Origin of the sequence: Pseudomonas entomophila, from assembly GCF_023277925.1 — a bacterium.
Lineage (GTDB): Bacteria > Pseudomonadota > Gammaproteobacteria > Pseudomonadales > Pseudomonadaceae > Aquipseudomonas > Aquipseudomonas entomophila_D.
In genome coordinates this window covers 961777-988354 of sequence record NZ_CP063832.1, presented here as the reverse complement: position 1 = coordinate 988354, position 26578 = coordinate 961777, and the positions used below count along the sequence as shown (strand labels likewise).

General features: G+C 62.8%; 32 protein-coding genes, 1 tRNA gene and 1 pseudogene. 18 read left to right on the top strand and 16 right to left on the bottom strand.

Annotated elements, in window-relative coordinates:
- Positions 1 to 2 precede the first annotated feature (2 nt).
- Positions 3 to 770 carry an SDR family oxidoreductase gene (locus IM733_RS04470; RefSeq protein ID WP_248919722.1) on the top strand — a complete coding sequence of 256 codons (768 nt, stop codon included), beginning with the start codon at positions 3 to 5 and terminating at the stop codon, positions 768 to 770.
- Positions 771 to 773: 3 nt separating this feature from the next.
- On the opposite strand, the gene IM733_RS04465 is transcribed toward IM733_RS04470, so the two are convergent.
- Positions 774 to 1595 (bottom strand): class I SAM-dependent methyltransferase, encoded by an 822-nt coding sequence (locus IM733_RS04465; protein ID WP_248919721.1) that lies wholly within the window; start codon positions 1593 to 1595, stop codon positions 774 to 776.
- 178 nt (positions 1596 to 1773) lie between these two features.
- Positions 1774 to 2124: a hypothetical protein gene (locus tag IM733_RS04460; protein ID WP_248919720.1), complete on the bottom strand. Its 351-nt coding sequence runs from the start codon at positions 2122 to 2124 to the stop codon at positions 1774 to 1776.
- A 183-nt stretch (positions 2125 to 2307) separates the two neighbouring features.
- On the opposite strand from IM733_RS04460, the gene IM733_RS04455 reads away from it, so the two are divergent.
- The 4 genes from IM733_RS04455 to IM733_RS04440 all read left to right on the top strand — a co-directional run bounded on the left by IM733_RS04455 (position 2308) and on the right by IM733_RS04440 (position 6617).
- On the top strand, positions 2308 to 2493 hold the full coding sequence (locus IM733_RS04455; RefSeq protein WP_248919719.1) for a hypothetical protein: 186 nt from the start codon (positions 2308 to 2310) through the stop codon (positions 2491 to 2493).
- A 73-nt stretch (positions 2494 to 2566) separates the two neighbouring features.
- Positions 2567 to 2947: a glycine zipper domain-containing protein gene (locus IM733_RS04450; protein ID WP_050706284.1), complete on the top strand. Its 381-nt coding sequence runs from the start codon at positions 2567 to 2569 to the stop codon at positions 2945 to 2947.
- 300 nt (positions 2948 to 3247) lie between these two features.
- On the top strand, positions 3248 to 5077 hold the full coding sequence (locus IM733_RS04445) for an SLC13 family permease (protein ID WP_248919718.1): 1830 nt from the start codon (positions 3248 to 3250) through the stop codon (positions 5075 to 5077).
- Positions 5078 to 5192: 115 nt separating this feature from the next.
- A complete protein-coding gene (locus IM733_RS04440) occupies positions 5193 to 6617 on the top strand; it encodes a GGDEF domain-containing protein (RefSeq protein ID WP_248919717.1) in 1425 nt (474 codons plus the stop codon).
- Position 6618: 1 nt separating this feature from the next.
- On the opposite strand, the gene IM733_RS04435 is transcribed toward IM733_RS04440, so the two are convergent.
- On the bottom strand, positions 6619 to 7380 hold the full coding sequence (locus IM733_RS04435; RefSeq protein ID WP_248919716.1) for a sulfite exporter TauE/SafE family protein: 762 nt from the start codon (positions 7378 to 7380) through the stop codon (positions 6619 to 6621).
- Positions 7381 to 7479: 99 nt separating this feature from the next.
- Between IM733_RS04435 and IM733_RS04430 the strand changes: the two genes are divergently transcribed.
- Positions 7480 to 8397, top strand: a complete 918-nt coding sequence (locus tag IM733_RS04430) for a LysR family transcriptional regulator (protein ID WP_248919715.1) — start codon at positions 7480 to 7482, stop codon at positions 8395 to 8397.
- 117 nt (positions 8398 to 8514) lie between these two features.
- Here IM733_RS04430 and IM733_RS04425 read toward each other — a convergent pair whose 3' ends face one another.
- Entirely contained in the window at positions 8515 to 8709 is a 195-nt protein-coding gene (locus IM733_RS04425) for a hypothetical protein (RefSeq protein ID WP_248919714.1), read from the bottom strand.
- A 512-nt stretch (positions 8710 to 9221) separates the two neighbouring features.
- Between IM733_RS04425 and IM733_RS04420 the strand changes: the two genes are divergently transcribed.
- Positions 9222 to 9782: a cysteine hydrolase family protein gene (locus IM733_RS04420; RefSeq protein WP_248919713.1), complete on the top strand. Its 561-nt coding sequence runs from the start codon at positions 9222 to 9224 to the stop codon at positions 9780 to 9782.
- Between the two features lie 2 nt (positions 9783 to 9784).
- Here the strand turns inward: IM733_RS04420 and IM733_RS04415 are convergent, their stop codons facing one another.
- Both IM733_RS04415 and IM733_RS04410 read right to left on the bottom strand, forming a co-directional pair.
- Positions 9785 to 10138 (bottom strand): SH3 domain-containing protein, encoded by a 354-nt coding sequence (locus tag IM733_RS04415; protein WP_248919712.1) that lies wholly within the window; start codon positions 10136 to 10138, stop codon positions 9785 to 9787.
- Positions 10139 to 10184: 46 nt separating this feature from the next.
- On the bottom strand, positions 10185 to 10676 hold the full coding sequence (locus IM733_RS04410; RefSeq protein WP_248919711.1) for a GNAT family N-acetyltransferase: 492 nt from the start codon (positions 10674 to 10676) through the stop codon (positions 10185 to 10187).
- 355 nt (positions 10677 to 11031) lie between these two features.
- On the opposite strand from IM733_RS04410, the gene IM733_RS04405 reads away from it, so the two are divergent.
- Complete coding sequence (locus IM733_RS04405) at positions 11032 to 11217, top strand: hypothetical protein (protein ID WP_248919710.1); 186 nt, start codon at positions 11032 to 11034, stop codon at positions 11215 to 11217.
- 11 nt (positions 11218 to 11228) lie between these two features.
- On the opposite strand, the gene fos is transcribed toward IM733_RS04405, so the two are convergent.
- The gene (fos, locus tag IM733_RS04400; protein WP_248919709.1) at positions 11229 to 11639 is read right to left on the bottom strand and encodes a fosfomycin resistance glutathione transferase; all 411 of its coding nucleotides are present in this window, start codon (positions 11637 to 11639) and stop codon (positions 11229 to 11231) included.
- Between the two features lie 120 nt (positions 11640 to 11759).
- On the opposite strand from fos, the gene IM733_RS04395 reads away from it, so the two are divergent.
- On the top strand, positions 11760 to 12188 hold the full coding sequence (locus tag IM733_RS04395) for an anti-virulence regulator CigR family protein (RefSeq protein ID WP_248919708.1): 429 nt from the start codon (positions 11760 to 11762) through the stop codon (positions 12186 to 12188).
- Between the two features lie 70 nt (positions 12189 to 12258).
- On the opposite strand, the gene IM733_RS04390 is transcribed toward IM733_RS04395, so the two are convergent.
- From IM733_RS04390 to IM733_RS04380, 3 genes are all read right to left on the bottom strand, one after another.
- The gene (locus IM733_RS04390) at positions 12259 to 13404 is read right to left on the bottom strand and encodes an AAA family ATPase (RefSeq protein WP_248919707.1); all 1146 of its coding nucleotides are present in this window, start codon (positions 13402 to 13404) and stop codon (positions 12259 to 12261) included.
- Positions 13405 to 13418: 14 nt separating this feature from the next.
- Positions 13419 to 14279 (bottom strand): RNA ligase family protein, encoded by an 861-nt coding sequence (locus tag IM733_RS04385; protein ID WP_248919706.1) that lies wholly within the window; start codon positions 14277 to 14279, stop codon positions 13419 to 13421.
- Positions 14280 to 14586: 307 nt separating this feature from the next.
- The gene (locus tag IM733_RS04380; protein ID WP_248919705.1) at positions 14587 to 14769 is read right to left on the bottom strand and encodes a hypothetical protein; all 183 of its coding nucleotides are present in this window, start codon (positions 14767 to 14769) and stop codon (positions 14587 to 14589) included.
- Between the two features lie 301 nt (positions 14770 to 15070).
- Here IM733_RS04380 and IM733_RS04375 point away from each other — a divergent pair.
- A pseudogene (locus IM733_RS04375) lies at positions 15071 to 15249 on the top strand (integrase); the annotation flags it as partial.
- Positions 15250 to 15426: 177 nt separating this feature from the next.
- Here IM733_RS04375 and IM733_RS04370 read toward each other — a convergent pair.
- A tRNA-Ser gene (locus tag IM733_RS04370) sits at positions 15427 to 15514 on the bottom strand.
- A gap of 148 nt (positions 15515 to 15662) precedes the next feature.
- Here IM733_RS04370 and IM733_RS04365 point away from each other — a divergent pair.
- From IM733_RS04365 to IM733_RS04330, 8 genes are all read left to right on the top strand, one after another.
- Positions 15663 to 16334, top strand: a complete 672-nt coding sequence (locus IM733_RS04365; RefSeq protein ID WP_248919704.1) for a Bax inhibitor-1/YccA family protein — start codon at positions 15663 to 15665, stop codon at positions 16332 to 16334.
- Positions 16335 to 16544: 210 nt separating this feature from the next.
- Positions 16545 to 17924, top strand: a complete 1380-nt coding sequence (locus IM733_RS04360; protein WP_248919703.1) for a nucleobase:cation symporter-2 family protein — start codon at positions 16545 to 16547, stop codon at positions 17922 to 17924.
- Positions 17925 to 18010: 86 nt separating this feature from the next.
- Complete coding sequence (gene tusD, locus IM733_RS04355) at positions 18011 to 18403, top strand: sulfurtransferase complex subunit TusD (RefSeq protein WP_213660654.1); 393 nt, start codon at positions 18011 to 18013, stop codon at positions 18401 to 18403.
- Between the two features lies 1 nt (position 18404).
- The gene (gene tusC / locus IM733_RS04350; protein WP_248919702.1) at positions 18405 to 18764 is read left to right on the top strand and encodes a sulfurtransferase complex subunit TusC; all 360 of its coding nucleotides are present in this window, start codon (positions 18405 to 18407) and stop codon (positions 18762 to 18764) included.
- A complete protein-coding gene (gene tusB / locus IM733_RS04345) occupies positions 18764 to 19060 on the top strand; it encodes a sulfurtransferase complex subunit TusB (protein ID WP_248919701.1) in 297 nt (98 codons plus the stop codon). Before tusC ends, tusB begins: the two co-directional genes overlap by 1 nt.
- Positions 19057 to 19392, top strand: a complete 336-nt coding sequence (locus tag IM733_RS04340; protein ID WP_248919700.1) for a TusE/DsrC/DsvC family sulfur relay protein — start codon at positions 19057 to 19059, stop codon at positions 19390 to 19392. The genes tusB and IM733_RS04340 overlap by 4 nt, the downstream gene beginning before the upstream one ends.
- A 14-nt stretch (positions 19393 to 19406) precedes the next feature.
- Positions 19407 to 20390 carry a glycosyl transferase family protein gene (locus IM733_RS04335; RefSeq protein WP_248921117.1) on the top strand — a complete coding sequence of 328 codons (984 nt, stop codon included), beginning with the start codon at positions 19407 to 19409 and terminating at the stop codon, positions 20388 to 20390.
- 96 nt (positions 20391 to 20486) lie between these two features.
- On the top strand, positions 20487 to 21446 hold the full coding sequence (locus IM733_RS04330) for a glutathione S-transferase family protein (protein WP_248919699.1): 960 nt from the start codon (positions 20487 to 20489) through the stop codon (positions 21444 to 21446).
- A 93-nt stretch (positions 21447 to 21539) separates the two neighbouring features.
- Here the strand turns inward: IM733_RS04330 and cysG are convergent, their stop codons facing one another.
- Genes cysG through lolA form a run of 5 tightly spaced genes read right to left on the bottom strand, consistent with a single transcriptional unit; the run spans position 21540 to position 26575 of the window.
- Entirely contained in the window at positions 21540 to 22931 is a 1392-nt protein-coding gene (cysG, locus tag IM733_RS04325) for a siroheme synthase CysG (protein ID WP_248919698.1), read from the bottom strand.
- Positions 22932 to 24212: a serine--tRNA ligase gene (gene serS, locus IM733_RS04320; RefSeq protein ID WP_248919697.1), complete on the bottom strand. Its 1281-nt coding sequence runs from the start codon at positions 24210 to 24212 to the stop codon at positions 22932 to 22934.
- Positions 24213 to 24242: 30 nt separating this feature from the next.
- A complete protein-coding gene (gene crcB, locus IM733_RS04315) occupies positions 24243 to 24617 on the bottom strand; it encodes a fluoride efflux transporter CrcB (RefSeq protein WP_011533436.1) in 375 nt (124 codons plus the stop codon).
- Positions 24614 to 25939, bottom strand: coding sequence for a replication-associated recombination protein A (locus IM733_RS04310; RefSeq protein ID WP_248919696.1), 1326 nt, complete (start codon positions 25937 to 25939; stop codon positions 24614 to 24616). Before IM733_RS04310 ends, crcB begins: the two co-directional genes overlap by 4 nt.
- A 12-nt stretch (positions 25940 to 25951) precedes the next feature.
- Positions 25952 to 26575, bottom strand: a complete 624-nt coding sequence (lolA, locus tag IM733_RS04305) for an outer membrane lipoprotein chaperone LolA (RefSeq protein WP_248919695.1) — start codon at positions 26573 to 26575, stop codon at positions 25952 to 25954.
- Positions 26576 to 26578 lie beyond the last annotated feature (3 nt).

The window sequence follows — 26578 nt, the reverse complement described above, 5'->3', positions numbered from 1 at the left end:
GCATGTCCAAGACCCACCTGTTCGACCTCGACGGCAAGATTGCCTTCGTCTCCGGCGCCAGCCGTGGCATCGGCGAGGCCATCGCCCATCTGCTGGCCCAGCAGGGTGCCCATGTGATCGTCTCGAGCCGCAAGCTCGAAGGCTGCCAGCAGGTGGCCGAGGCGATCATCGCCGCGGGCGGCAAGGCCACCGCAGTGGCTTGCCACATCGGTGAGATGGAACAGATCCGGCAGGTGTTCGCCGGCATCCGCGAGCAATTCGGGCGCCTGGACATCCTGGTCAACAATGCGGCCACCAACCCGCAGTTCTGCAATGTGCTGGACACCGACCTGGGCGCGTTCCAGAAGACCGTCGATGTAAACATTCGCGGCTACTTCTTCATGTCGGTCGAAGCCGGCAAACTGATGCGCGAGCATGGGGGCGGCAGCATCATCAATGTCGCGTCGATCAACGGTGTCTCGCCAGGGCTGTTCCAAGGTATCTATTCGGTGACCAAGGCCGCGGTGATCAACATGACCAAGGTCTTCGCCAAGGAGTGCGCGCAGTTCGGCATCCGCTGCAACGCTTTGCTGCCGGGCCTGACCGACACCAAGTTCGCCTCGGCGCTGGTCAAGAACGACAGCATCCGCAATGCCGCCTTGCAGCAGATCCCGCTCAAACGCGTGGCCGACCCGAGCGAGATGGCCGGCGCGGTGCTGTACCTGGCCAGCGACGCGTCAAGCTACACCACCGGTACCGCACTCAATGTCGACGGTGGCTTCCTGTCCTGATGTTCAGGCCTTGAGCGCCTGCAGCGTGTAACTCAGCGGCAGGCGCCAGGGTGCTTCGCACAGGCGCCATTCGCCGTCGGCTCCGAGCGCCATCTGCCCGGGCAAAGCCTCCCAAGGGATGCTCTGGTGTTCTTCCAGGCCGACTATCCGCAGGCCGTTGGCCAACAAGGCGCTGATGACCTCGCCCAGGCCGTGATTCCACTCATGGGTTTCGGTATGGGTCAGGGCCTGGTCGGTGTCGACGTAGGTCTGGTCGCTGTGCCAGATCGTCGGTGCTTCCCGCTCGAAGTACGGGTAATCCAGTTGCAGGCGATCCTGATAGTCTTCGTTGACGGCCATCAGCATCGGATGGCCATCACGCAGGAACAGTTGCCCGCCAGGCTTCAACAACGCCGCCACGGTGCGTGCCCAGCGCTCGATGCTGGGAAGCCAGCACAGGGCGCCGATACCGGTGTAGACCAGGTCGAAACTGCCCGCCTGCAGCACTTCGGCCGCCCGGTAGACCTCCGCTTGTACGTAGTCGATGCGTGCCCCGGCGCGCTCGGCGAGTTGCCGCGCCTGGTGCAATGAGGCCTCTGAAAAATCCAGCCCACTGACCTGGGCACCCAGACGAGCCAGTGACAAGGTATCGGTACCGATATGGCATTGCAGATGCACCGCGCGCAAGCCACGGATGTCGCCCAACCGAGGCAGGTCGAAACGTACCACTTCGGAGAGATACCCTGGGTGGCTGACGAAACGCTCGACCTCATAGTCCTTTGACGCGGCGTGCAGCGGGGCTCGTTCGTCCCAGCTGGCGCGGTTGAGTTCAAGTGAACGGCTCATGCGGTCCTTCCTTGGCTTGATGGCGTGACGCCACGTTAGCCGCCGGTGAATCGCCTTACAACCACTCACCCGCGAAACCAGTGCCCGACACCGCGGTGCCTTCATCGCGGCTGAAGCCGCTACTACAGTAGGCCGGGCAACAATCTCCCATGGAAGTGGGGGCTGGCCTTGCCCATCATTACAGGCAGGTCGCGGCCGCGGCCCGCCGGCGCAATGCCATGCCATCATCCTGCTGGGCGTAGTAGTCCACCCGCGTCCCACCCGCCTGTGCATAGACATCGACGAACGATTCCGCTTCACGGGTATATACCGTAAACCCGCCCTGCTTGCGCGCCTCCAGATAGCCGCTGGCATCGACACCAAACGACGACTCTTCCTGCCAGCTGAACTGGATGCATTGGGCGACCACGTCCGGGGTCTTGTGCGAATCCAGCCGCGCGGTCGGCGTGCCAGTGCGCGCCGCCTCCATGGTAGATGACGCACAGCCCGCCAGCAGCAGCGCCACGGTGATCGGCAGAATCGCTCGCATGTTCCATCCTCGGGACAAAAAAGAAGGCGACTCTAGCATCGTGCAGGCCTGAAGAGTGAGCCCTCCATCTTTACGATCCACATGAATACGTCACAACAAAATTTTGTGCGTCAAAGAACCAAATGAATCATCCCAGGTCTGATCGCGTATCCGGTAAACCTATTCGGATCAAGGACCTACTTCATGACTTCGCGCCTCGCAAGTGCCTCGCTGATTGCCGCCTTCCTGCTGCTTGGGGGCTGCTACAGCCATCATTACCACGATGACGATGACGGCTGGCGTGACCGTGAGCACCGGCACCACCATCGCCATGACAGGGGTGACCGCGATGACGATGACCACCAGTACCGTGACCGCTACTACCGCTGAAACGTCTTTGCATCCCTGACTCGCCGCTGACCGTGCGGCAAATTCCCTGATGACTCCCCCTGAGGTTCATAACATGCGTCTGACTCTGCCTTCTCTCGCCCTCGGCCTGCTGCTGTGCCAAGGCGCTTTCGCCGGTGACGGTACCGCAGCTATTGGTGGTGGCCTGGGCGGCGCACTGGGTAACGTCGTCGGAAAACAGATCGGTGGCAGCACCGGCGCTGCGATAGGTGCCGGCCTGGGCGGCGCCGCCGGCAGCGCGGTGGGTGCACGCAAGGGCAACCGCACCGAGGCGGCCATTGGTGGCGGCCTGGGCTCCGCCGGCGGCTCGCTGATCGGCGGCAAGCTGGGTGGCTCCAATGGCTCGACCATTGGTGCAGGTCTGGGTGGTGCGGCCGGTGGTGCCATCGGCAACCACATGGGCGACAACAACCGCAAGCACAAGCACCGTCACTGATACAGGACCGGGGCGCCGAGCCCGTGGGTAGGAGCAGCTTTGGCCGCGATACAGGCACCGTGACGCGGGAGATCGCGGCTGAAGCCGCTCTTGGACAAAGGATCAAGTTTGTTCCGTGGTCGACGCGATGAATGGCACCGAGTTCGTGCCTAGTCCGTCCCCATAAGAGACACATCGCTTTCAAACCCACGCTCCGTTCCCCGGCAAAATACTGCAACACGTCAACACCACCTTCACGCCAAGCTGCCACACTGGTGCCATTACCGTTCGTGCCCTCGTGTGAAGGAACCCCCTCCCCCCATGAACCATGAGCTGCTCTGGGTCCTAGGCCTGCTCGCCGTTGTCGTCTTTCTGTTCATCATCAACCGCCCGCGCATGGATGTGGTCGCCCTGCTGGTGATACTCGCGCTCCCACTGTCTGGCATCCTTACCGTGGAACAGGCACTGGCCGGTTTCAGCGACCCCAACGTGGTACTGATTGCCGCATTGTTCGTGATCGGTGAAGGCCTGGTTCGCACGGGCATCGCCTACCGCATCGGTGAGTGGATGAGCGAGCGCGCAGGCAATAGCGAAACCGGCCTATTGGTGCTGCTGATGCTCGCGGTGGCAGGTCTTGGCTCGGTGATGAGTTCGACCGGCGTGGTCGCCATTTTCATCCCGGTGGTGCTGAGCATCGCCGCGCGCCTGCAGCTCTCGCCCAGCCGCCTGATGATGCCCCTGAGTTTCGCCGGCCTGATCAGCGGCATGCTCAGCCTCGTGGCCACGCCTCCGAACGTGGTGGTGCACAGTGAACTGGTACGCCACGGCGAACAGGGTTTCAACTTCTTCAGCTTTACCCCCTTCGGCCTGGTGGTGCTGGTGCTGGGCATCGGCTACATGCTGCTGACTCGCCACTGGCTCAACGGTGAGGTGCGAAAGGATGGTAGGGTGGAGACCCGTCGCACCCTGCTCGACCTGGTCCTGGACTACAAGCTCAGTGGTCGCGAGCGGCGTCTGCGCATCCGCCCGCACTCGCCGCTGATTGGCCACACCCTGGGCGAACTGGAACTGCGCACCCGTCACGGCGCCAATGTGGTGGGGATCGAACGCCAGCACAAATTCACCACCCGGGTGATCCCCGCCGACTCCGGCACACTGCTGCAGCGAGGCGACATCCTGCTGCTCGACCTGTTCGCCAACCGCGACGACCTGCGCAGCCTATGCCAGGGCATGCTGCTCGAGCCGCTGCACTTCAAGGCGGCTTACTTCATCGACCAGTCCCAGGAAGTGGGCATGGCCGAGATCTCGCTGCCGCCCGGCTCGCAACTGATCGGCAAGACCATTCTCGACGTGGCCTTCCGCACCCGCTACGACCTCAACGTGGTCGGCCTGCGCCGCGACCAAGTGGCCATCGAAGGGCAACTGGTGGAAGAAAAGCTGCGCCTGGGCGACACCCTGCTGGTGATCGGCCCCTGGAAAGCGGTACGCCAACTGCAAGGCAAGCCACGCGACTTCCTGGTGCTCAGCCTGCCCGCCGAGATCGACCAGGTGGCGCCGGCACGCGCCCGCGCGCCCTACGCGTTGATCAGCCTGGCGGTGATGGTCGGGCTGATGGTCAGCGGCCTGGTACCCAACGTCATCGCCGCGCTGATCGGCTGCCTGCTGATGGGGGCCGGCCGCTGCATCGACATGAACAGCGCCTACCGCGCCATTCACTGGCAGAGCCTGGTGCTGATCGTTGGCATGCTGCCCTTCGCCTTGGCTCTGCAGAAGACCGGCGGCATCGACCTGGCGGTCGGGGCGCTGGTTGGTCTGCTCGGTGGCGCCGGCCCTGGCGTGATCCTCGGCTGCCTGTTCGCCCTCACCGCGCTGATCGGCCTGTTCATCTCCAATACCGCCACCGCTGTGCTGATGGCCCCGGTGGCGATCAGCACTGCCCAGCAACTGGGCATGTCGCCCTACCCCTTTGCCATGACCGTAGCCCTGGCCGCATCGGCGGCGTTCATGACGCCGGTCTCGTCGCCGGTCAATACACTGGTGCTCGGCCCCGGCCAATATCGCTTCGCCGACTTCGTCAAGGTTGGCGTGCCCTTCACGCTGCTGGTCATGCTGGTGACCGTACTGATGGTTCCCTGGGTGTTCGACTTGTAGTCCCTGGCAATATCCCCACGTTTTTTCGTGAATTGACATCAATTGGCGACTTGAAAGACACTGACACAACATCATCCCAGGTGCCTACAGCCGCTTTCCTGGATTCCGTCCTCGCTTGCCGGTCGAGCCTATGGTGTCTCCAGTCACTTCGCGCCTGCTGCCAGCCCTGATCCTGTTCGGACTCACCTTGGCACTGACCCTGGGCGGCATCCTGGCCCGGCCGATCGAGTCCCTTTCACTGTTCTGGCCGGTCAATGCAGTGCTCGCTGGCGTGTTGCTACGCAACCCACGCCACTCCACGCCGGCAGGTTTCGGCCTGATCTACCTGGCCATGGTCATCGCCGACCTGGCCTGCGGTACAGCCTGGCAACCGGCCCTGTGGTTCAACCTGTGCAACCTGGGCGCCATCGCCACCGTCTGGTACCTGGTCTCACGCCTGCCACGCCAGCACCGTCGCCTGCGAACACCACACGGCACGCTTTGCCTGTTCGGTGCCTGCGCCGCCGGTGCCGCGGTGGCCGCCAGCCTGGCCTGCGTGATGGCCACTCCGTGGTTCGAGCAATCCTTGCGCGCCACCTGGCTGGCCTGGTTCAGCGAGCAGTTATCCACCAGCGTGCTGGTATTGCCGGTGCTGCTCACCGCGCCCTCGCCGCGCGCCCTGACACGCAGCGGCAGCCAGTCAATCCCTGTCGCGCCGTTGCTGGTGCTGCTGGCCTCCCTCGCCCTGAGCATCGCCTTCGGCGGCCCCGGCGCCATCGCCTTCCCCATCGCCGCACTGCTGTGGTGTGCGTTGAGCTACACGCCGTTCCTGGTTTCGCTGCTGGCGCTGACCGCCGGTAGTACGCTGATCGTCGCCGTGGCGCAGAACCTCATGCATTTCAGCGTGCCGCAGAGCGAACCTGGGGTCACCGCATTGATGTCGGCGCGGCTGGGCATCGCCATGCTGGTGCTAGGCCCGCTGGTACTGGCCTGTGTGAGCAGCGCCAACCGCAACCTGGTGGCCCGCCTGGCACACCAGGCATCCATCGATCACCTGACCGGCGCCCTCACCCGCAGCGCCTTCATCCAGCGTGCCAACACCTTGCTGCAGAGCCGTATGCAAGACGCCCAGCCGATGCCGCTAACCTTGATGATGCTCGACATCGACCACTTCAAGACGATCAACGATCGCCATGGCCACGCACTTGGCGATCAGGTGCTGAGTCAATTCTCCCTGGCCCTGCAAGATCAGTTGCATGAAGGCGAACTGTTCGCCCGCCTGGGGGGTGAAGAGTTCGCCATCGTCATGCCTGGGCTTACGCCCGAACAGGCCAGGTTCAGCGCCGAACGCCTGCGCCGCACGGTACAGGAGCTGCACATCAGCCAAGCCGATCAACGCTTGCAGATCACCGTCAGCATCGGCATGGCGGGCTGCTCCACCGAACATCCATCCTCCAGCCTCGACGAACTGCTGGCCCAGGCCGACCTGGCCCTGTACCGGGCAAAAGCGCATGGCCGCAATCGCATCGAGCAAGCCGAGACGCTACGCCAGCTGGTCTGAGTCAAATGGCCAGCAGGTCCCAGCTCAGCTTGGCAATCAGCACGCAGAGCAGGATCAGGAACAACCCCCGCACAAAGCCCGCCCCCTTGCGCACTGCCAGCCAGGTTCCCGTCAGCGCGCCAAGGATGTTGAATACCGCCATGGGTAGGGCGATGGCCCACAGCACGTTGCCGGAAGGGATGAAGAACACCAGCGCGGCCAAGTTGGTGGCGATATTGACCAACTTGGCCGACGCCGAGGCATGCAGGAAGTCCAGAGCGAAGAAGCGGATGAACAAGAAGATCAGGAAGCTGCCGGTGCCCGGGCCGAACAGCCCGTCGTAAAAACCGATGGCGCCACCGATCAGCACCGCCAGGCATTGTTCCTTGCGGCCAATCACGGTGGGCTTGTGCAGGGTGCCGAAATCCTTCTTGCAGAAGGTGTAGACCGCCATCACCACGATCAGCACCAGCACCATCGGCCGCATCACGCTCGCCGGTACCAGCGATACCGTGGCCGCGCCGAAGAACGACATGACGAAGGCACTCAACGCCGCAGGCACGATCAGCCCCCAGTCCAACTTCACCTTGCGAATGAACGAGCGTGCGGCAAAGCTTGTGCCGCACACCGAGGCCAGCTTGTTGCTGCCCAGCAACGCGGCAGGTTGTGCGTTCGGCAACACGTTGAACAGCGCCGGGATCTGGATCAGCCCGCCACCTCCCACGGCGGCATCGACCAAGCCGGCGGCGAAGGCGAACAGTGAAAGCAGGGCAATATCCATCATGTTGAACGTCCAAGTAGCGAAAAACAGGCAACCAGACTAATCAAAGCATCGCGCTTGTGTTGAAATGCCACATTGCAAAAACTGCAACGAGTAAAGCCCATGGCCCTGGACATGTTGCGAGAGATACAAGCCTTCGTCAGCGTTGCGCACAAGCGCAGTTTCATCAGCGCCGCCCGTTCGCTGGGGCGTTCACCCAGCGCCGTGACCCGTGCGGTACAGGCGCTCGAGGACAATACCGGGGCCAAGCTGTTCAATCGCAGTGCCAGTGCCGTCAGCCTGACCGAAGCCGGTGAGCGGCTGCTGCCCCACGCCGAGCGCTTGCTGGATGTGCAACGGGATGCCGCCGACGAGCTCGCGGCACTGACCGGCTCTGCACGAGGCTGGATCCGCCTGGCCGCCCCTGAGGTGCTGGCCCAGCATGTACTGCCCACGGTGCTGGCCGATTTCTCCCAGTGCCACCCGAAAGTGACCCTCGACGTACAGTTCGACGACCAGGCACTCGACCCGTTGCAGGGCAAGTTCGACTTCGTCATCCGCGGGGCTTTTCCACAGTCCAGTGAGCTGATCGGCTACCCACTGTGGGCTTATCGTCGCTACCTCTATGCCAGCCCACGCTATCTGGCGTGCGCAGGCACACCCACAACGCTGGACGAACTGGAGCGGCACGCGCTGATCCTGCACACCGCCCCGCGCATCCTCAAGGCCTGGCATTTCTGCCGCGACGGCCAGATCACCAGCCTGCGCCCACAGCCACGGTTACGGCTGGGTTCGGGCATCGCCGTCTTGCAAAGTACATTGGCTGGCGCGGGTATCGCGCGATTGGCCGACTGGCTGGCCGAGCCACATGTGCAGGCTGGTCGCCTGGTAAAGATTTGCCCGGAGTACCACCTGACCTCCAGCAGCGGCCATGACCCACAGATGCATGCGGTGTACCCCGCAGGCAATATGCCTGCACGGGTTCGCGAATTGCTGCAGGCCCTGCGTGAGGCTCACCCTTGGCCGCAAACACGTGCGTGAAAACGCTGTTCAAATTCTGCTCAATCTGACAGACCCCCTGCGAAACCTGGCCTGTAGCGTTTTATCCACAGACCTACCCACGTTTTTTGTGGACAGTTTCAGCAGGGGCTGTAGGGTTTATCGCAATTGCAGCAAGGCCGCATTGGCCAACTTGACCAGTTCAATCCACTCGCTTGGGCTGATCACCCCGGAACGCTCCAACGCCTCGGCACGGCGCAGTGCCTGGTCATAATCTTCTTCGTGCAGGATACCTTCTCCAAGAAAACGACCACGCCACTCCAGCATCGCTGCAGTGCCTTTCTTGCATTCCATAGTGAACTTCGACTCCAAGGCAGGTGATTGGCCCGTGTGCCCGGACCTGGTAGATGGGGGCGCGAGATTACACGAGCGTTCTGCACTTGAGAATGACTGCAGCTACCGCTTGTCCAGACAACTGCAAAAAGGCGGCTTGCCAGCCTGGGGGAGGATCGAGCCCGCCTTGCGGGCAGACGGGCTGAGACAAGGAAAATGTGCGTGTCAGCTTGGCGGGATGGTTCCCAGCAGGCCAATCATGATGGTCAGCAGCAGAAAACCACCCAGGAACAGAGCGAGCTTGCCCATTGGAACCTCTACGATGTGATGACTAGACGGCGGGGCCAGCCGAGGGAGGCCAACCTGCCCAGCACGCCGGTTCGCAAAGCTGGGCCTGGTCGCTATTGTCGACACTTGGCTGATACGGTTACAGATGCAGGTTCGTGGAAAAAAAGCGGATCAGACGAATCGCTGACCCGCTGTTTGGACAAGCTGTGCTACGGTCCGCGAGACACACCGAAGAGCGCCCACGCATGACCCTATTCACCAGCAACGCCACCCTGCTGATCATCGACATGCAAGCAGGTATCAACCACCCTCGACTGGGGCGGCGCAACAATCCTGAGGCGGAGCTGCGCATGGGCGAGTTGCTCCAGGCCTGGCGCTTGCATGGTCGCCCAGTGGTGCACGTGCGGCACGTATCGCGTGATCCCGGCTCGGTGTTCTGGCCCGGACAGCCTGGCTGCGAGTTCCAGCCCGCCTTCACGCCACTGGCCAGCGAAGCTGTCTTCACCAAACAGGTGCCCGATGCATTCTGCCAGAGTGGCCTTGAGCGTTGGCTGCTGGCACGCGGCATTACCGAGCTGGTGATCATCGGGGTGATCACCAACAATTCGGTGGAGTCGACCGCGCGCTCGGCCGGCAACCTGGGCTTCGCCACAACGGTGGTCAGCGATGCCTGCTACACCTTCGACCAGCAGGATCTGCAGGGCCGCAGATGGCCTGCCGAGGAGGTGCACACCCTGTCTCTGAGCAACCTGGCCATGGACTATGCCCGTATCGTCGACAGCGCCACTGTACTGGCCGCCGACTGAGCTCAGGCCATCAGCCGCAGCTTCGCCAATGGCAGCCAGCCCAGTTCGCCATTGCGCAGGCTGCGGCACCACAGCCAACCGTTCAATGGCCGCAGGCCTTCGACCATCTGGCCAGGGTCGATGTCCAGCTCATGGGCGCTGTAGGCCTCCAGTGCCCTGCCCTGGCCAACACCGAGCCGCTCGATGACCTGGGCCGGCACCCAGCCAGGGGCCTGCCCCGCGCAACTGCACAAGTACCAGTCCTCCCAGTGCTCGTTGCCCTCGTAGCGCTGGCCTATATCCAGCAGGGTATCCCTGGCGAACGTGATGGGTGCCGGGTATTCACTGCGGTGGGGTGCTATCACGACGTACTTCACAAGCCTCTCCCTGGCTGCGAAAAGCGTCGATGCTAACAGACCTGTCTCAGAGCACCATGACCATCTCGTGCCAGGCCATGCCACCGTGGTCAGAGGCCGATGGGCGGACATAGCGATAGCCCAGTTTCTCGTAAAGGCTGACATGCCGATCCTTGCACATCAGGTGGATGGTCGCCTTGCCGCGCTCGCACATTTGCTCGACGAAGCGTGCCATCAAGCGCCCGGCGTGGCCCTGGCCCTGGTGTGCCGGGTCCAGCACCACCGACATGATCACCACGTTGAGGGCCACCGGGTCATGCCCAAGCAACTCCTTGAAGGCCTCATCGGACATCACGACTTCGTGGGCGCAACCACTGTTGATGAAACCGATCACCTGGCCATCCAGCTCCAGAATCAGGAAACCTTCCGGATACTGGGCGATGCGCGTGGCGATCTTCTCCCGAGTGGCAGCTTCATCGCCCTCGTAGGCAGTGGTTTCGATCTGATAACAACGGTCCACATCGTGTGGCGTGGCCTGGCGGAAGGTCAGGGAACTCATGGGGTGTCCGGATATCTGGAAACAGAGCGCAACATGCTAACGGAAGTTTGTCCTGCGGGGCTGATTTGCAACATATCTTTTCAGCAGGGGCCTGCAAGCACCGCCAACCCGAAAGGTCCATGAATGCCCCCCTTTTCGGTGCAAGGCCGCAAGGTTCAGGGCCTGACGCTAATCGGCTGGAAGCATGTGGAAACAGTCTCGACGAACACTTTGTAGGAGCAATCATTTAGTTAGGTAGGAGGTTTCACTCAAAACCCTCGTCCGTGTATGAATAATCAGTACTGAATGCTGAATTGAGCTGATACCGTCGCCACATTCCTACAACGGCACGGATGCCACGCCAAGTGAGAACACCATGGAAAACTACGACGCTTCCGCACTGGGGCTACAGAAATGCCTGCTGAACATGCGCAAGGACCACGCACAACTGAAAGCAACCGGGGACCTGAAACGCGCGGACGAGTTGGCGCGCATCATTGCCAAGCTGGAACAGGGGTTGATCACGACCTCGCAGGCCTTCAAGCCGACCACCTTGCAGTGATCTGACACGGGTCAGTCGAAAAACACCATCTCGCTGTAGGGGTTGGCACGACAAGCTGCCAAACGCGACGCAAGGCCGCCGACATGGGCTTCCAGTTGATGACCGTCGGGGTCGAGGAAGTAGAGTGAATCGCCTTCGCTCTTGTCCTGCTTCCAAAGTGCAACATCCCGCTCACGCAGGCGTTGCGCGAAGGCACTGAAATACCCCTGCTCGATGGAGAATGCGTAGTGTGTGTAATTACGCTGCAAGTCCGTCGCACGCACTTCGTCCAATGACAGGCAGAGCCACAGGTCACCCAGGCTGAGGTACGCGCCCGCCGCCCAGCTAGCGTGCAACCTGAAGCCCAGGGTTTGCTGATAGAACGCGATGCTTCGAGGTAAGTGGCTTACGGCGAGGGTGAGGTGATTGAAACCCGTCAGCATGGAAAAGGCTCAGCAGAGATTGACCGCTGGACTGTAGGTCACGAGCAGTGGAATGTCTGCACCGCACAAGGAACTGACTACGCTCTACGCTACAAGGAAGCCATCCAGAGGTAGCCGCTAATGAAGCTTGAATCGCTGTTCACGGCAGCATTGAGCCTGGCCCTTGTTTGCGCGAGCCCTACCTTGCTGGCGGATCCAGGCAAAGGCAAGGGCCATGACAAGGGTAACCCGCATGGCGGCCAGGGCCATTCACAGAACGGTAGCGACTGGCATGGCGGCCCATCCGTGGACCTGGGTGGGGTGCGGGTCGTACTCGATGACAACCGCGAGTACTGGAGCCGCGGCTCGGCGCTACCGCCAGGAGTGCAAAAGAATCTTGAACGGGGCAAACCACTTCCGCCGGGGATTGCCAAGAAGCTGGATAGCCGGCTGTTGGGGAGACTTCCGCATTACGACGGCTATGAATGGCGACAGGCCGGGGCAGACCTGCTGCTGGTGACGATTGCCACGGGCGTGATCTATGAGGTCCTGCACAACGTGCTGGATTGAAGGCGCTTGGCCAAGGGCACATGGCATCGCGAAAGCCCGACGCGCCGGGGCTTTCGTGATGCGGGCCCGATCAAACCGTCACGGCCTGATACATGACCCGGTGCGCCTCGGTCGGTAACGGCACCTCCCACTTGAACAGCATGCGGCGGATATCGTCGTTGCGCAGCGACGTGTCACGCCGCTGGTTGCGCCGCATGATCTCGGCCTCGGGGCGCTCCAGGTAGACGATCTCCACCTGGGCACCGTAACCGTAGAGCAAGTCCAGGGTACGGCTGCGCATCTGCGCCGACAGGTGCGTCGAGTTCCACACGAACGGCCGCTGCTCACGCAACAGGGCCTTGGCCCGGTCGATGGCGTAGTGCGCGGCGGCCCCCTCGTTCTGCCCATGGCGCAAACCCAAAGCCTGACGCGCATCGTCGAACGACACCACCGGCAGATCCGGATGATGCCGCGCGGTCCAGGTATCCTTGCCGCTGGCCGGCAGGCCCGAGAGCATCACAACCTGCGAGCCCTCCGGCTCGTGCAGCGAGTAATCGGGGTGCACCCGCGCACCGCGCAGGTACTGGATGCGCGTGTAGTCGTCGGCGAACGCCCGCGGCCCGTGCAGGCAGCCCTCCTCGGCCGCCAGCTCCTTCCACAGCTCGATGGCGGTGAGTACGTCGGCCTTGCCAGCGTAATGGCGGCCTTGCATGTCGGCTTCGGCCACCGCGCAGAGCATCCACACCGGTAGCTCCCACGACAGCTTGTGCAACAGAAACTCCGCACTGCGTCCGCTGCGATCGCCCTGCAATGCAAAGAACGGCAACTGGTGTACGGCGATGATGCGGCAGATCTGCTCGCGCAGCTCGAACGGCACGCCAGCTCGCCATAACAGCAGCCGGGCATCCACCGCGCCCCGACGCGAGTGGCCGGGCTGGCCGATGCGCCCGGTTTCCGGGTCGATCACCGTGGTGTCGGGTTTGGCGATGTCATGCAACAGCGCGGCGAAGAACAGCACCAGGCGTTGCTCGGCAGTGGCCTGCTGATAAGCGGGTTGTGCCAGCAGTGCCTCAACCACCAGGCGGGTGTGTATCCACACATCGCCCTCCGCGTGGTAGGTCGGGTCCTGCGGTGTCTCGGCCAGGCGCGCCAGGGCCGGGATCGCCGCCAGGCAGGCCGTGGCGTCCATGTCGTGCCCAGGCTCGGGCACCAGTTGTTGCAGGTGTCGAATATCCATTTCGGGATGCTCCTTCAGTAACCGCGGCGCGGGCCTTGCCAGTCCATGGACAGGCAAGGTGCGTACAGGTCCACGCCGTCGGCCAGTTGATTGGGGATGAACGGTTGGTTGGCATGGTGCTGGTCGGCATCGAGGATGGCCTGGACGAAGTCCTGGCGAACCCATTTGAGCCGCCCCAGGGTCTGCCGCTCGTCCTCGAGCTTCAGGTACAGCCCCTCCATGCGGCTGGAGCAGTCGCACTGGCGCCAGGCGCGTGCCAGGTCGAGGCCTTCGCGGCGCACTACCTGCTCGAACACCGCTCGCCACCGTACGGTCTTGGCCAGCGAATCACTGACCAGCGCCATCAGGTCCGCATAACGGCGCGGCGCCGGGCCCTCGTACAACACCGGCACCGACAGCACCGGCCCGCCCTCGAGCAAGCTTCGGCGCGCCGCGGTGGACAGGAACAGCCCTGTGGCGCGGTCCCAGATGTCGAACTCGCAGAAGTAATGCGGCAAGTGGTCGTAAAACACCGAGTGCTTCTTGTGCAGCCACTCGCCATACAGCACGAAACGGTCTTCGAGGCGCTCCAGCAACCAGCGCTCGTGGGCCACGGCCCACTGTTTGAACAGGTTGAACTGGCGCTCGCGGCCGCCGCCGCTGAGGTAGTGACCGCGCGACTGCAGGCGCAGCTCACCGCCTTCGGTGAAGCTGATGCCAGCGTTGGCGCCGTCGAGCTTTTCCTCCACTACTAGCCATTGGCCGGCCAGGGAGGCATAGCGAACCTGACCTGCGTCGGTATCACCATCTTGAAGGCGCGAACCTTCTAGGTGGGGCGTGCGGGGGTACTTGAGTAGTTCTAGGGTGTGCAGGTCGGCACGAAAATCCATGTTCATGGGTTTCTCCATTCAAATAGGGAAAAACCGACGACAGGATCAGGCAGGCACAGCGATGAAGCGCCGCCGCGCACGGGCGCGGGCAGCCATCAGGCACGATGGACCGTCGTCGGTATCAGGCGTGTTGGCTGGCGTAGGGCACTGGCTTCACCACTTGGGGGGAAAGGTTGCGGGGGCTTTAGGGCGAGCATTCAACAGCAAATGGCCGTGTTGGGTCAAGCGATACCGGCCATGTGCCATTGCGCAACTTCCAACTGCGAGCCGTCGCCAGATGCTGCAAGAGCATCTTGAGCAGATATCGGCGTGATCAGCTGTGCTGCTTGGGTGTCTCCAGCCGCTGCGCATTCCTGGCGAACCATACCCCGCCCCCTATCACCATCAGGCAGATGAACACGACATCCCACGCCTTGTGCTCAATGGCCGCCAAGATGGCAAAAAACTGCAGTGCGGCTGCCCACCATAGAAAGGGCCGAATCTTCGAGTAGCGCATGACTCACCTCACGACTCCCCGCCTATCAATATTCTAGATGCGTCTCGGCGCGAGATCCCATACCCACGCAAACCACTCCAGCAATCCTGAACATTGGTACAGCATCCAGGGACACGATCAAGTCGGAAGCAGACGCCTTCCTGGCCCAGCATTGCAGTTGAACAACCAGCGCCATGTCAGCCTGACGTTAACTGCCCGATCCTTTCTATGAAAGCGCATCGAGCAATTAACGAGCGAGATCAGACCGTACCTTTACTTTCAGGGCGATCTCGAAGTCCAGCCCATCAAGGACCGCTCATGGAACCCGTGCCAAGGCGCACGTCAGAACAAGGAAGTACCGCGGGATTTCTACGCGAATGGTGCGATCTGGAACGCGGTGTATGCAAAGCGGTGGGTGAACTGAAAGACGCCATGGACCTGACGTATCTGACGGGCCAGCGTCCAGCGGACGTGCTGGTGATGAGGAGGGACGACATCGAGGCCAAGGGCGATACTACAGAGCGAGTCTATCGCTGCGTTGGAGCCTTGGCGTAACCCACCCAATAGCGAAAGTTTCGAAAGCGCTTCCGAAGGAAACCATTCCCAGGAGTGTTCCCATGTGTGGTTTTTCCATGCCCCAAAAACGCAAAAAGCCCTGAATAATCAGGGCTTTGAATGTGGCGGAAGCGTAGAGATTCGAACTCTAGGATAGTTGCCCATCGACGGTTTTCAAGACCGTTGCCTTAAACCACTCGGCCACGCTTCCAGCTAGTTTTGCGGCGGCAATAATACCTTAATGAAACACGCTGTCAAACTCTCTGTGTCGCGGGTTGTGGCAGCTCTGGTATGCTTCAGCCCATACGTTCCAATACCACGGGTCCCAACCCACCGGTTTCACACCAAAGGAGTGCGCCATGCGCGAACAGGATTACGCCATCCAACACGGCCAGCAGGCCGAGCAGCAGGAGGTCAGCAAGGTCCTGCGCAACACGTACAGCCTGCTGGCGCTCACCCTCGCCTTCAGCGGCATCATGGCGTTCGTCGCCCAGCAGATGCGTGTTGGCTACCCGAACATCTTCGTGGTGCTGATCGGCTTCTACGGCCTGTTCTTCCTCACCAACAAGCTGCGTGACTCGGCCTGGGGCCTGGTATCCACGTTCGCCCTCACCGGTTTCATGGGCTTCATCCTTGGCCCTATCCTCAACCGCTACCTGGGTATGGCCGGTGGCGCCGAAGTGGTCAGCTCGGCATTCGCCATGACCGCGCTGGTGTTCGGTGGCCTGTCCGCCTACGTGTTGATCACCCGCAAGGACATGAGCTTCCTCAGCGGCTTCATCACCGCCGGCTTCTTCGTCCTGCTGGGCGCCGTGGTGGCCAGCTTCTTCTTCCAGATCAGTGGCCTGCAACTGGCGATCAGCGCTGGTTTTGTGCTGTTCTCGTCGGTCTGCATCCTGTTCCAGACCAGCGCGATCATCCACGGCGGCGAGCGCAACTACATCATGGCAACCATCAGCCTGTATGTATCGATCTACAACCTGTTCGTCAGCCTGCTGCAGCTGTTCGGCATCATGGGTCGCGACGACTGATCCAATTGCCCGCCACACCTCGAAAAGCCCGCCTCGGCGGGCTTTTTCGTGCTTGGTCAAAACTGGAAATAGACAACAAAAGCAATTGACCTAAAAGTCAGTTTATTCGTTGATTCTTCTGTGATTATGCGGCCATCGTGCTTGCCACTACCCCTCTGCGATTTCACCCCGTAGAATGCGCTCCTTTTTTCATCCGGGGCAGCAATTTCCATGAGTTCACTCGAACAGGGCCCGGGCGCCACGGCGCCTGCCAATGAACTGGTTCTAGGCCTCGAAGACAAGCCACGCCTGATGATCGGCCTGCTGGCCGCCCTGCAGCATTTGCTGGCGATCATCGTGCCGATCGTCACGCCCGGTTTGCTGATCTGCCAGGCGCTGGGCGTGTCTGCCCGCGACACCAACCTGATCGTGTCGATGTCGCTGGTGATCTCGGGGATCGCCACCTTTGTCCAGTGCAAGCGCTTCGGGCCATTCGGTGCAGGGCTGCTGATCGTCCAAGGCACAAGCTTCAACTTCGTCGGGCCGCTGATTGCCGGTGGCGCGCTGATGGTCAAGCAAGGGACGCCGGTGGAAAGTGTGATGGCGGCGATCTTTGGCGTGGTCATCGCCGGTTCGTTCGTGGAGATGGGCGTCTCGCGTATCCTGCCCTTCGTCAAACGCCTGATCACACCGCTGGTGACCGGCATCGTCGTGCTGATGATCGGCCTGACCCTGATCAAAGTCGGCCTGATCAGTATGGGCGGCGGCTTCGGCGCCATGGCCGACGGCACCTTCGCCAACGGCGAGAATCTGTTGCTGTCGGGCGTGGTGCTGGCGATCATCGTCATCCTCAACCGTATCCCGGTGGTGTGGATGCGCAGCTGCGCCATCGTCATCGCGCTGGCAGTGGGCTATGCCCTTGCCGGCTATCTGGGCCGCCTGGACTTCACCGGCATGCACCAGGCCGCGCTGTTCCAGGTACCCACACCGCTGCACTTTGGCCTGGGCTTCTCCTGGGCGTTGTTCATCCCGATGCTGGTGATCTACCTGGTCACCTCGCTGGAAGCCATTGGTGACGTCACCGCCACAAGCAAGGTCTCGCGCCAACCCGTCGAAGGCCCGGTGTGGATGCAGCGGATCAAGGGCGGCGTGCTGGTCAACGGCGCCAACTCGCTGTTGGCGGGTCTGTTCAACACCTTCCCCAGCTCGATCTTCGCCCAGAACAACGGCGTGATTCAGCTGACCGGCATCGCCAGCCGCCACATCGGTATCTGGATCGCGGCCATGCTGGTCCTACTGGGCCTGTTCCCGACCGTTGCCGGTGTAATCCAGGCCGTGCCGGAGCCCGTGCTCGGTGGCGCGGCCATGGTGATGTTCGGCGCGGTGGCCGCCTCGGGCATCAACATCCTCGCCAGCACCCGCCTCGACCGCCGCGCCCTGCTGATCATCGCCGTCTCACTGGCCCTGGGCCTGGGTGTGGCGCAGGTACCGGAGTTCCTGTCGCACATGCCGTCGGCACTGCGCCATGTGCTGGAGTCAGGTGTCGCCACCGGCGGCATCTGCGCCCTAGTGCTCAACTGGTTCCTGCCGGAGAGCAAGGAAGCGGCCTGAGCCATGCCCGGTTGAACCGAAAGCCCGCGCCCACTAGCGCGGGCTTTTTGCTTTATCATGGCCACATTCCTTTGTACGAGCTTCCCATGAAATTCGCCATTGCGGTTTTTTCCCCGGCCCATGCGCCCTCCTCGCGCCGCGCCCTGCGCTTCGCCGAGGCGGCGCTGGCCGGCGGGCATGAAATTGCCCGGCTGTTCTTCTACCAGGACGGCGTGCACAGCGCTTCGGCCAACATCGTCGCACCGCAGGATGAGCTGGATGTGGCGGCTCAATGGCGTGCGTTCGTCAGCGAACACCGGCTCGACGCCGTGGTGTGTATTGCCGCCGCCCTGCGCCGTGGCGTGCTGGACGACTCGGAGGCCAACCGTTACCAGCGTCCGGCCGTAAATCTGCCCATGCCCTGGGAACTGTCAGGCCTGGGCCAACTGCACGAGGCGGCGCAACTGGCCGATCGCCTGGTCTGTTTCGGAGGGGATTGAGATGGCCAAGTCGCTATTGATCATCAGCCGCCAGGCGCCCTGGAACGGCCCGTCCGCTCGCGAGGCGCTGGACATTGCCTTGGCTGGCGGTGCCTTCGACCTACCCTTGGGCTTGCTGTTCCTTGACGACGGCGTATTCCAGCTCGCGGCCGGCCAGCAACCCGACGCCCTGCAGCAGAAGAACCTTGCCGCCAACCTACAGGCATTGCCGATGTTCGGTGTCGAGGAACTGTTCGCCTGTGGCCATAGCCTGGCCCGCCGCGGGCTGGGCGGTGACACGCTGAGCCTGCCGGTCGAGGTGCTCGACGATACCGCGCTGGCTGCACTGATTGCCCGTTTCGACCAGGTGGTGACGCTCTGATGACAACCCTGCATGTAATCGCCCATTCACCGTTCGGTGACGAGCGCCTGGCCAGTTGCCTGCGCCTACTGGGCCCGCAAGACGCGCTGCTGCTATGTGGCGATGCCACCTATGCACTCAAGGCCGGCAGCGAGCCCTACGCAGGCCTGCAAGCTGCCAATCTCGGCAACCGCCTGTTCGCGCTCACCGAGGACCTGCAAGCCCGCGCCCTGGACAGCCAAATGGCCAAGCCCGTGGACTACCCAGCCTTCGTCGAGCTCACCCTGCACTACGACAAGGTCAACAGCTGGCTATGAGTACACTGACTGTTGGCGATCGTTCGATCGCCCTGGACAAGGATGGTTTCCTGGTCGATCTGCAGGACTGGTCCCATGAGGTTGCCGAGTCCCTCGCCGCCCGCGAAGCCATCGCCCTGACCACGGATCATTGGGAGATCCTCGAACTGCTGCGCCAGTTCTACGACGAATACCAGCTGTCCCCGGCCACCCGCCCGCTGATCAAGTACACCGCGCTCAAGCTGGGCGCGGAAAAGGGCAACAGCCCACATCTGAACCGCCTGTTCAACGGCACTCCCGCCAAACTTGCCGCCAAGCTGGCGGGCCTGCCCAAGCCGACCAACTGCATATGACCGAACCGCTTGCACTGACCCTGGAAACCCCGGCTGAACACCCCTTCGCTGAATTCGTGCGCATTCTCGGCAAAGGCAAACGTGGCGCCCGTGGGCTGACGCGCGAAGAGGCCCGTGCCGCCATGACGCTGCTGCTCGAAGGTAAGGTGGAAGACACCCAGCTCGGCGCCTTCCTGATGCTGTTGCGGCACAAGGAGGAAAGCGCCGAGGAGTTGGCCGGTTTCACCGAGGCCCTGCGCGCGCACCTGCAGGCGCCACGCATTTGCGTCGACTTGGACTGGCCGAGCTACGCTGGCAAGAAGCGCCACCTGCCCTGGTACCTGCTGGCTGCCAAATGCCTGGCAGGCAACTGCCTGCGCATTCTGATGCACGGAGGCGGCGCACACACCGCAGGGCGGCTTTACACCGAGCAACTGCTTGGCCTGCTGGACATTCCCCTGTGCCGCGACTGGGCATCGGTGGAACAGGCGCTGGACGCTCGTCGACTGGCCTTTGCTCCGCTGCTGGACTGGGCCCCACAACTGCAGCGCATGATCGACCTGCGCAACACCCTTGGCCTGCGCTCGCCGATCCACTCGTTGGCCCGCGTGCTCAACCCCCTTGGTGCACGCTGCGGGCTGCAAAGCATCTTCCACCCCGGCTACCAGGCCGTGCACCGTGAAGCCAGCCGCCTGCTCGGTGACCATGCGCTGGTGATCAAGGGCGATGGTGGCGAGATCGAGATCAATCCGGACGTGATCAGTCATCTCTATGGCACGTCCGCCGGCGAGGCGTGGGACGAGGAATGGCCGGCCCTGAGCACCCAGCGCCACGTCAAACCCGCCAGCCTGCAACCTGAGCACTTGCTGGCAGTGTGGCGCGGCGAAACCAACGACAGTTATGGCGAACTGGCGGTGATCGCCACCATGGCGCTGGCCCTGCGCGGGCTCGGACAGCCTCGCGAGCAAGCGTTCAGCACCGCGCACACCTACTGGGCTAGCCGTAAAAACATCGGATAACCAGATTAAAACAGCGCAGTATTTGCACTATTTCTTCGAACGTTTTTATCTAGACTGAGCTCCAACGACAGACAACTTTGTTCGAGGAGCTCCAGCATGGGCCTTTTGATCGACGGTCGCTGGCATGACCAGTGGTACCAGAGCAGCAAGGATGGCGCCTTCCAGCGCGAAAACGCACAGCGCCGCAATACGCTGCCCGCTCCAGAGGCTGGTCGCTATCATCTATACGTGTCGCTGGCCTGCCCCTGGGCCCACCGCACCCTGATCTTTCGAGCCATCAAAGGCCTCGAATCGCTGATCGACATCTCGGTGGTCAGCTGGCTGATGGGCGAACATGGCTGGACCTTCGACCAGCAGGAAGGCTCCACCGGCGACCACCTGGAAGCCTTGCAGTACCTGCACCAGCGCTACACCCAGGACGACCCGCACTACACCGGGCGCGTGACCGTACCGGTGCTATGGGACAAGCAGGAGAAGCGCATCGTCAACAACGAGTCGGCAGAGATCATTCGCATCTTCAATTCGGCATTCAACGAGCTCACCGGCAATACACTGGACCTGTACCCAGAGGCCCTGCGCGCCACCATCGATGCGCTCAATGAACGTATCTATCCTGCGGTCAACAACGGCGTGTACCGCGCAGGCTTCGCCACTTCGCAACCCGCCTATGAGGCAGCATTCGATGACGTGTTCAACGAGTTGGACCATCTGGAGGGGGTACTGGGACGCCAGCGTTACCTGGCCGGCGAGTACCTGACCGAGGCCGACATTCGCCTGTTCACGACACTGGTGCGTTTCGACGCGGTGTACCACGGTCACTTCAAGTGCAACCTGCGTCGCCTGAGCGATTATCCGAACCTGTCCAACTGGCTACGCGAGCTGTACCAGTGGCCTGGCGTGGCCAAGACAGTGAACATGGAGCATATCCAGAAGCACTATTACATGAGCCACAAGACCATCAACCCGAATGGGATCGTGCCCAAGGGGCCGCAGCAGGATTTCAACCTGCCGCATGATCGGCAGCGGTTGCCGGGCGAAGGTATCTGGCAGGCCTGAGACAATTGGGGCGGCGTACAGCCCATCGCCGGCAAGCCGGCCCCTACAGCCATCTCGTAGGAGCCGGTTTGTCGGCGATGGACCGCAAATGCTTCAGCTATTCTGCGCCCCTTCGAACCACGCCAGCTTGTCGCGCAACTTCACCACCTCCCCGACGATCACCAGGGTCGGCGCATGCACTTCATGGCGGGCTACCAGCTCAGGCAGGTCAGCCAGGGTACCGGTAAACACCCGCTGGTTACGCGTGGTGCCTTGCTGCACCAACGCCGCAGGCGTACTTGCCGCGCGGCCATGGCGGACCAGCTCGGCACAGATGGTCGGCAACCCGACCAGCCCCATGTAGAACACCAGGGTCTGGGCCGGCGCCACCAGGTCGTGCCAGGGCAGGTTGCTGGTGCCATCCTTCAAGTGACCGGTCACGAAACGTACTGACTGGGCATAATCCCGATGGGTCAACGGAATACCGCCGTAGGCGGAGCAGCCACTGGCTGCCGTGATCCCTGGCACCACCTGGAACGGAATCCCTTCATCGGCCAGCTCCTCGATCTCCTCGCCACCCCGGCCGAAGATGAACGGGTCACCGCCCTTGAGCCGCAGTACGCGCTTGCCCTGGCGCGCTAGGTCCACCAGCAGGCGGTTGATCTGGTCCTGGGGCACGGCATGGTCGGCGCGGCGCTTGCCGACATAGATGCGTTCGGCGTCACGCCGGCACATCTCGATGATCGCCGGCGCCACCAGGCGATCATAGAGCACCACATCGGCCTGCTGCATCAGGCGCAGGGCGCGGAAAGTCAGCAGGTCCGGATCACCTGGACCGGCACCAACCAAGTACACCTCGCCCCCTTGCTGCAAGGGCGCGCCGTCGACCATTGCCTGCAACAGGCGCTCGGCTTCCGCGCCCTGCCCGGCCAACTGCCGCTCAGCGATCGGTCCCTGGAACACGTTCTCCCAGAAACCGCGACGCTGGTTGACGTCTGGGTACAAGGCCTTGACCTTGTCGCGAAAACGCGCGGCGAGCCCGGCCAGTTCGCCATAGGCGGATGGAATCCACGCTTCCAGCTTGGCGCGGATCAACCGCGCCAGCACCGGGGCGTCGCCACCGCTGGACACCGCCACCACCAGGGGTGAACGGTCGACGATGGCTGGGAAGATCACGCTGCACAGGGCCGGTGCGTCCACCACGTTGACCGGCAGGCTGCGCGCCTGTGCATCAGCCGAGACCTGGGCGTTGAGCCCAGGGTCATCAGTGGCCGCGATCACCAGGCGACAGCCCTCCAGATCCGACGACTGATAGCCACGCACCAGGACTTCGCCACCGCCCTCACGGGCCAGCGCGGCGAGCTGGCCGTCGACTTCCGGCGCCACTACCCGCAGCGCGGCGCCGGCATCAGCCAGCAGACGCGCCTTGCGCAAGGCGATCTCGCCACCGCCGACGACCAGCGCGCGGCCACCCTGCAGCTTGTGGAACAGCGGCAGGTAGTCCATTCAGCGAATGACCTCGACGCCACCCATGTACGGCTTGAGCACTTCCGGCACACGGATGGAGCCGTCGGCCTGCTGGTAGTTCTCCAGCACCGCGACCAAGGTACGGCCGACGGCCAAGCCCGAACCATTGAGGGTGTGTACCAGCTCAGGTTTGCCGGTTTCCGGGTTGCGCCAGCGGGCCTGCATACGGCGGGCCTGGAAGTCACCGCAGTTCGAGCAGGAGCTGATCTCGCGGTATTTGTCCTGGCTTGGGACCCACACTTCCAAGTCGTAGGTCTTCACTGCGCCAAAGCCCATGTCGCCGGTGCACAGGGCCAGTACGCGATACGGCAGTTCCAGCAATTGCAATACACGCTCGGCGTTGGCGGTCAGGCCTTCCAGGGCTTCCATCGACTTCGACGGCTCGACGATCTGCACCATCTCGACCTTGTCGAACTGGTGCTGGCGGATCATGCCGCGGGTGTCACGACCCGAGGCACCCGCTTCGCTGCGGAAGCACGGGGTGTGGGCGACGAGCTTGATCGGCAGCTGCTTGGCGTCGATGATCTCGCCTGCCACCAGGTTGGTCAGCGACACTTCGGCGGTCGGGATCAGGTAGAAATCGGCCTCGCCTTCGCGGCTGATCTTGAACAGGTCTTCCTCGAACTTCGGCAGCTGGCCGGTGCCCTGCAGGGCCGGGGCCTGCACCAGGTACGGGGTGTAGTGTTCCTCGTAGCCGTGCTCGCCGGTGTGCAGGTTGATCATGAACTGCGCCAGGGCGCGATGCAGGCGTGCGATCGGGCCGCGCAGCACGGCGAAACGGGCACCGGACAGTTTGGCGGCGGCCTCGAAGTCCAGGCCACGGCTGATCTCGCCCAGGGCCACATGGTCCTTGATCTCGAAGTCGAAGGCACGCGGAGTGCCCCAGCGACGGACTTCGACATTGTCGTCCTCGCTGGCACCGACCGGCACGCTGGCGTCCGGCAGGTTGGGAATGGTCAGCAGGATCGCGTCCAGCTCCGCCTGGATAGTGTCCAGCTCGGTCTTGCCTTCGGCCAGTTCGTTGGCCATGCGCTCGACATCGGCCATCAGTGGCGCGATGTCTTCGCCCTTGGCCTTGGCCTGGCCGATCGATTTGGAACGGGCGTTACGCTCGGCCTGCAGTTGCTCGGTGCGGGTCTGCACCGACTTGCGGCGCTCTTCCAGCGATTCGATGCGCGCGACATCCAGGCTGAAGCCACGGGTGGCCAGGCGCTCCGCCACTACCTGAAGTTCAGTGCGTAACTGTTTGGAATCGAGCATGTCGTTCTCTCGTTATGTGTAAAAGTTGGTTCAGAATCGGGTCAGGGACAGGCCGGCCCAGGTCGCGAGCAGGCCGCCTACAACGCTGATAATGGTATAGCCCATGGCCAGCGGTACTTGCCCGCTTTCCATCAGGCGCACGGTATCGAGCGAGAAAGAGGAAAATGTGGTCAGACCGCCCAGAAACCCGACGATCAATCCGGCGCGCAGCTCGACCGGCGCCAGGGGCTTGTGCAGGAACAGCCCGTAAAGCAGGCCGATCAGCAGGCAGCCGACCAGATTGACCGCCAGCGTACCGGCATAGAAGTGCCGTGGCCAGTGGGCCGCCACCCAGTTGGCGGTGGCGAAGCGCAGCAGCGTGCCGGCAATACCGCCTGCGCTGACGGCGGCGATGAGTGCGATCACGGTTTTCTCCGCTGGCGGGGGCTGTTGCGATCGAGCTCGGCCAGGTGGCGCAACTTTTCGCCAATCTTCAGCTCAAGGCCGCGTGGCACCGGCTGGTAGTACTGGCGTGGTTCAAGCTGCTCGGGGAAATAGTCTTCGCCAGCGGCATAGGCGTCAGGCTCGTCATGGGCGTAGCGGTACTCCTCGCCGTAGCCAAGCTGCTTCATCAGCTTGGTTGGGGCATTACGCAGATGCAGCGGCACCTCCAGCGAACCGTGCTCGGCCGCTTCGCGCATGGCCGCCTTGAAACCCACGTACACCGCGTTGCTCTTCGGTGCGCAGGCGATGTAGGTGATGGCCTGGGCCACCGCCAGTTCGCCCTCGGGGCTACCCAGACGCTCCTGCACATCCCACGCCGCCAGGCATAGGCTCAGGGCCCGGGGGTCGGCGTTGCCGATATCCTCGCTGGCCATGCGCACCACGCGACGGGCGATATACAGCGGGTCGCAGCCACCGTCGAGCATGCGCGCGTACCAGTACAGCGCGCCGTCCGGGTTGGAGCCACGCACGGATTTGTGCAAGGCCGAGATCTGGTCGTAGAACGCCTCGCCGCCCTTGTCGAAGCGGCGGCGGCTGTCACCGAGCAAGCTCTGCAGCAACTCGACAGCAATCTCACCACCGTCTTCGGCCAGGTCCGATGCGTTCTCGAGGAAGTTGAGCATGCGCCGGCCATCGCCATCGGCGGCGGCCATGAGCATCTTGAAGGCTTCGTCGCCCACACGCAGGTTGCGCTTGCCCAGGCCCCGCTGTTCGCTGAGGGCACGATCGACCAGCTTGCGCAGCGCCGCTTCGTCGAGGCTCTTGAGCACATACACCCGCGCCCGCGAGAGCAAGGCGTTGTTCAGCTCGAACGAAGGGTTCTCGGTGGTGGCGCCGATGAAGATCAACGTGCCGTCCTCCACGTAGGGCAGGAAGGCGTCCTGTTGCGATTTGTTGAAGCGGTGCACTTCGTCGACGAACAGGATGGTGCGACGGCCATACTGCCCCGCCTGCTGCTTGGCCACCTCGACCGCCTGGCGGATCTCCTTGACCCCGGCCAGTACGGCCGAGACCGTCTCGAAGTGGGCGTCACAGAACTGCGCCAGCAACCGCGCGAGGGTGGTCTTGCCCACCCCCGGCGGCCCCCAGAAGATCATCGAGTGCAGGGCGCCCTGTTCCAGCGCCTCGCGCAGTGGCTTGCCACGCGCCAGCAGGTGCTCCTGGCCGACGTACTCGTCCAGGCTGGACGGGCGCAGGCGGGCGGCCAGGGGCTGGGCGACGGGTTCGCTACGAAACAGGTCCATGGCGGGCTCTGGTTACTCCTGGATGATGTCCGCGCCTTTCGGGACATCGAACTTGAACTTGGTCGCCGGGATAGCTTCGTTGGCCTTGACCCCGTTGAACAGGATGTTGGTGCGTTGGCCGACGCTGTCGATCAACTGCATGTCGTTGATCAGGCCCTTGCGGAACGATACCCGCAGCGAGTCGAACAGGGTGTCCTTGGTTTTCGGCTTGAGGGTGAAGTCGGTCACCTCGCCCTGCTCCTTCGAGCTGATATCGAAGCTCTGGCTGATCTTCGACACGTCACCGGACAGCAACAGCGCGGGCGTCTGGCTCAGGCGCACATCGAGCTTCTTGATGGTGGCCTGCTCAAGATCCGGGTCCCACAGGGTGACTTTCTGGCCATCGGACACCACCACCTGTTCCTGGGGCGCGTCGGTATGCCAGTAGAACAGCCCCGGGCGCTTGACCGCCATTTCACCGTTGGCTTCCTGCAGGCTGGTGCCGCTGGCGTCCAGGGTCAGCTGGGAGAAGCGCGCGGTGATGGTCCGGGACTTTTCCAGCAGCTGGGTGAGGCGAGCCACGTCTTTTTCGTCGGCATGTACCGACACAGCGCCCATGGCCAGGGCAGAAACCAACAGCATGCGAATCGCGCGCATGGG

Excerpts from the sequence above, each read along its gene's own strand:
- IM733_RS04470 (WP_248919722.1), top strand. The coding sequence starts at position 3 with ATGTCCAAGACCCACCTGTTCGACCTCGACGGCAAGATTGCCTTCGTC.
- IM733_RS04465 (WP_248919721.1), bottom strand. The coding sequence starts at position 1,595 with ATGAGCCGTTCACTTGAACTCAACCGCGCCAGCTGGGACGAACGAGCC.
- IM733_RS04460 (WP_248919720.1), bottom strand. The coding sequence starts at position 2,124 with ATGCGAGCGATTCTGCCGATCACCGTGGCGCTGCTGCTGGCGGGCTGT.
- IM733_RS04455 (WP_248919719.1), top strand. The coding sequence starts at position 2,308 with ATGACTTCGCGCCTCGCAAGTGCCTCGCTGATTGCCGCCTTCCTGCTG.
- IM733_RS04450 (WP_050706284.1), top strand. The coding sequence starts at position 2,567 with ATGCGTCTGACTCTGCCTTCTCTCGCCCTCGGCCTGCTGCTGTGCCAA.
- IM733_RS04445 (WP_248919718.1), top strand. The coding sequence starts at position 3,248 with ATGAACCATGAGCTGCTCTGGGTCCTAGGCCTGCTCGCCGTTGTCGTC.
- IM733_RS04435 (WP_248919716.1), bottom strand. The coding sequence starts at position 7,380 with ATGATGGATATTGCCCTGCTTTCACTGTTCGCCTTCGCCGCCGGCTTG.
- IM733_RS04430 (WP_248919715.1), top strand. The coding sequence starts at position 7,480 with ATGGCCCTGGACATGTTGCGAGAGATACAAGCCTTCGTCAGCGTTGCG.
- IM733_RS04425 (WP_248919714.1), bottom strand. The coding sequence starts at position 8,709 with ATGGAATGCAAGAAAGGCACTGCAGCGATGCTGGAGTGGCGTGGTCGT.
- IM733_RS04420 (WP_248919713.1), top strand. The coding sequence starts at position 9,222 with ATGACCCTATTCACCAGCAACGCCACCCTGCTGATCATCGACATGCAA.
- IM733_RS04410 (WP_248919711.1), bottom strand. The coding sequence starts at position 10,676 with ATGAGTTCCCTGACCTTCCGCCAGGCCACGCCACACGATGTGGACCGT.
- IM733_RS04405 (WP_248919710.1), top strand. The coding sequence starts at position 11,032 with ATGGAAAACTACGACGCTTCCGCACTGGGGCTACAGAAATGCCTGCTG.
- fos (WP_248919709.1), bottom strand. The coding sequence starts at position 11,639 with ATGCTGACGGGTTTCAATCACCTCACCCTCGCCGTAAGCCACTTACCT.
- IM733_RS04395 (WP_248919708.1), top strand. The coding sequence starts at position 11,760 with ATGAAGCTTGAATCGCTGTTCACGGCAGCATTGAGCCTGGCCCTTGTT.
- IM733_RS04390 (WP_248919707.1), bottom strand. The coding sequence starts at position 13,404 with ATGGATATTCGACACCTGCAACAACTGGTGCCCGAGCCTGGGCACGAC.
- IM733_RS04385 (WP_248919706.1), bottom strand. The coding sequence starts at position 14,279 with ATGAACATGGATTTTCGTGCCGACCTGCACACCCTAGAACTACTCAAG.
- IM733_RS04380 (WP_248919705.1), bottom strand. The coding sequence starts at position 14,769 with ATGCGCTACTCGAAGATTCGGCCCTTTCTATGGTGGGCAGCCGCACTG.
- IM733_RS04365 (WP_248919704.1), top strand. The coding sequence starts at position 15,663 with ATGCGCGAACAGGATTACGCCATCCAACACGGCCAGCAGGCCGAGCAG.
- IM733_RS04360 (WP_248919703.1), top strand. The coding sequence starts at position 16,545 with ATGAGTTCACTCGAACAGGGCCCGGGCGCCACGGCGCCTGCCAATGAA.
- tusD (WP_213660654.1), top strand. The coding sequence starts at position 18,011 with ATGAAATTCGCCATTGCGGTTTTTTCCCCGGCCCATGCGCCCTCCTCG.
- tusC (WP_248919702.1), top strand. The coding sequence starts at position 18,405 with ATGGCCAAGTCGCTATTGATCATCAGCCGCCAGGCGCCCTGGAACGGC.
- tusB (WP_248919701.1), top strand. The coding sequence starts at position 18,764 with ATGACAACCCTGCATGTAATCGCCCATTCACCGTTCGGTGACGAGCGC.
- IM733_RS04340 (WP_248919700.1), top strand. The coding sequence starts at position 19,057 with ATGAGTACACTGACTGTTGGCGATCGTTCGATCGCCCTGGACAAGGAT.
- IM733_RS04330 (WP_248919699.1), top strand. The coding sequence starts at position 20,487 with ATGGGCCTTTTGATCGACGGTCGCTGGCATGACCAGTGGTACCAGAGC.
- cysG (WP_248919698.1), bottom strand. The coding sequence starts at position 22,931 with ATGGACTACCTGCCGCTGTTCCACAAGCTGCAGGGTGGCCGCGCGCTG.
- serS (WP_248919697.1), bottom strand. The coding sequence starts at position 24,212 with ATGCTCGATTCCAAACAGTTACGCACTGAACTTCAGGTAGTGGCGGAG.
- IM733_RS04310 (WP_248919696.1), bottom strand. The coding sequence starts at position 25,939 with ATGGACCTGTTTCGTAGCGAACCCGTCGCCCAGCCCCTGGCCGCCCGC.
- lolA (WP_248919695.1), bottom strand. The coding sequence starts at position 26,575 with ATGCGCGCGATTCGCATGCTGTTGGTTTCTGCCCTGGCCATGGGCGCT.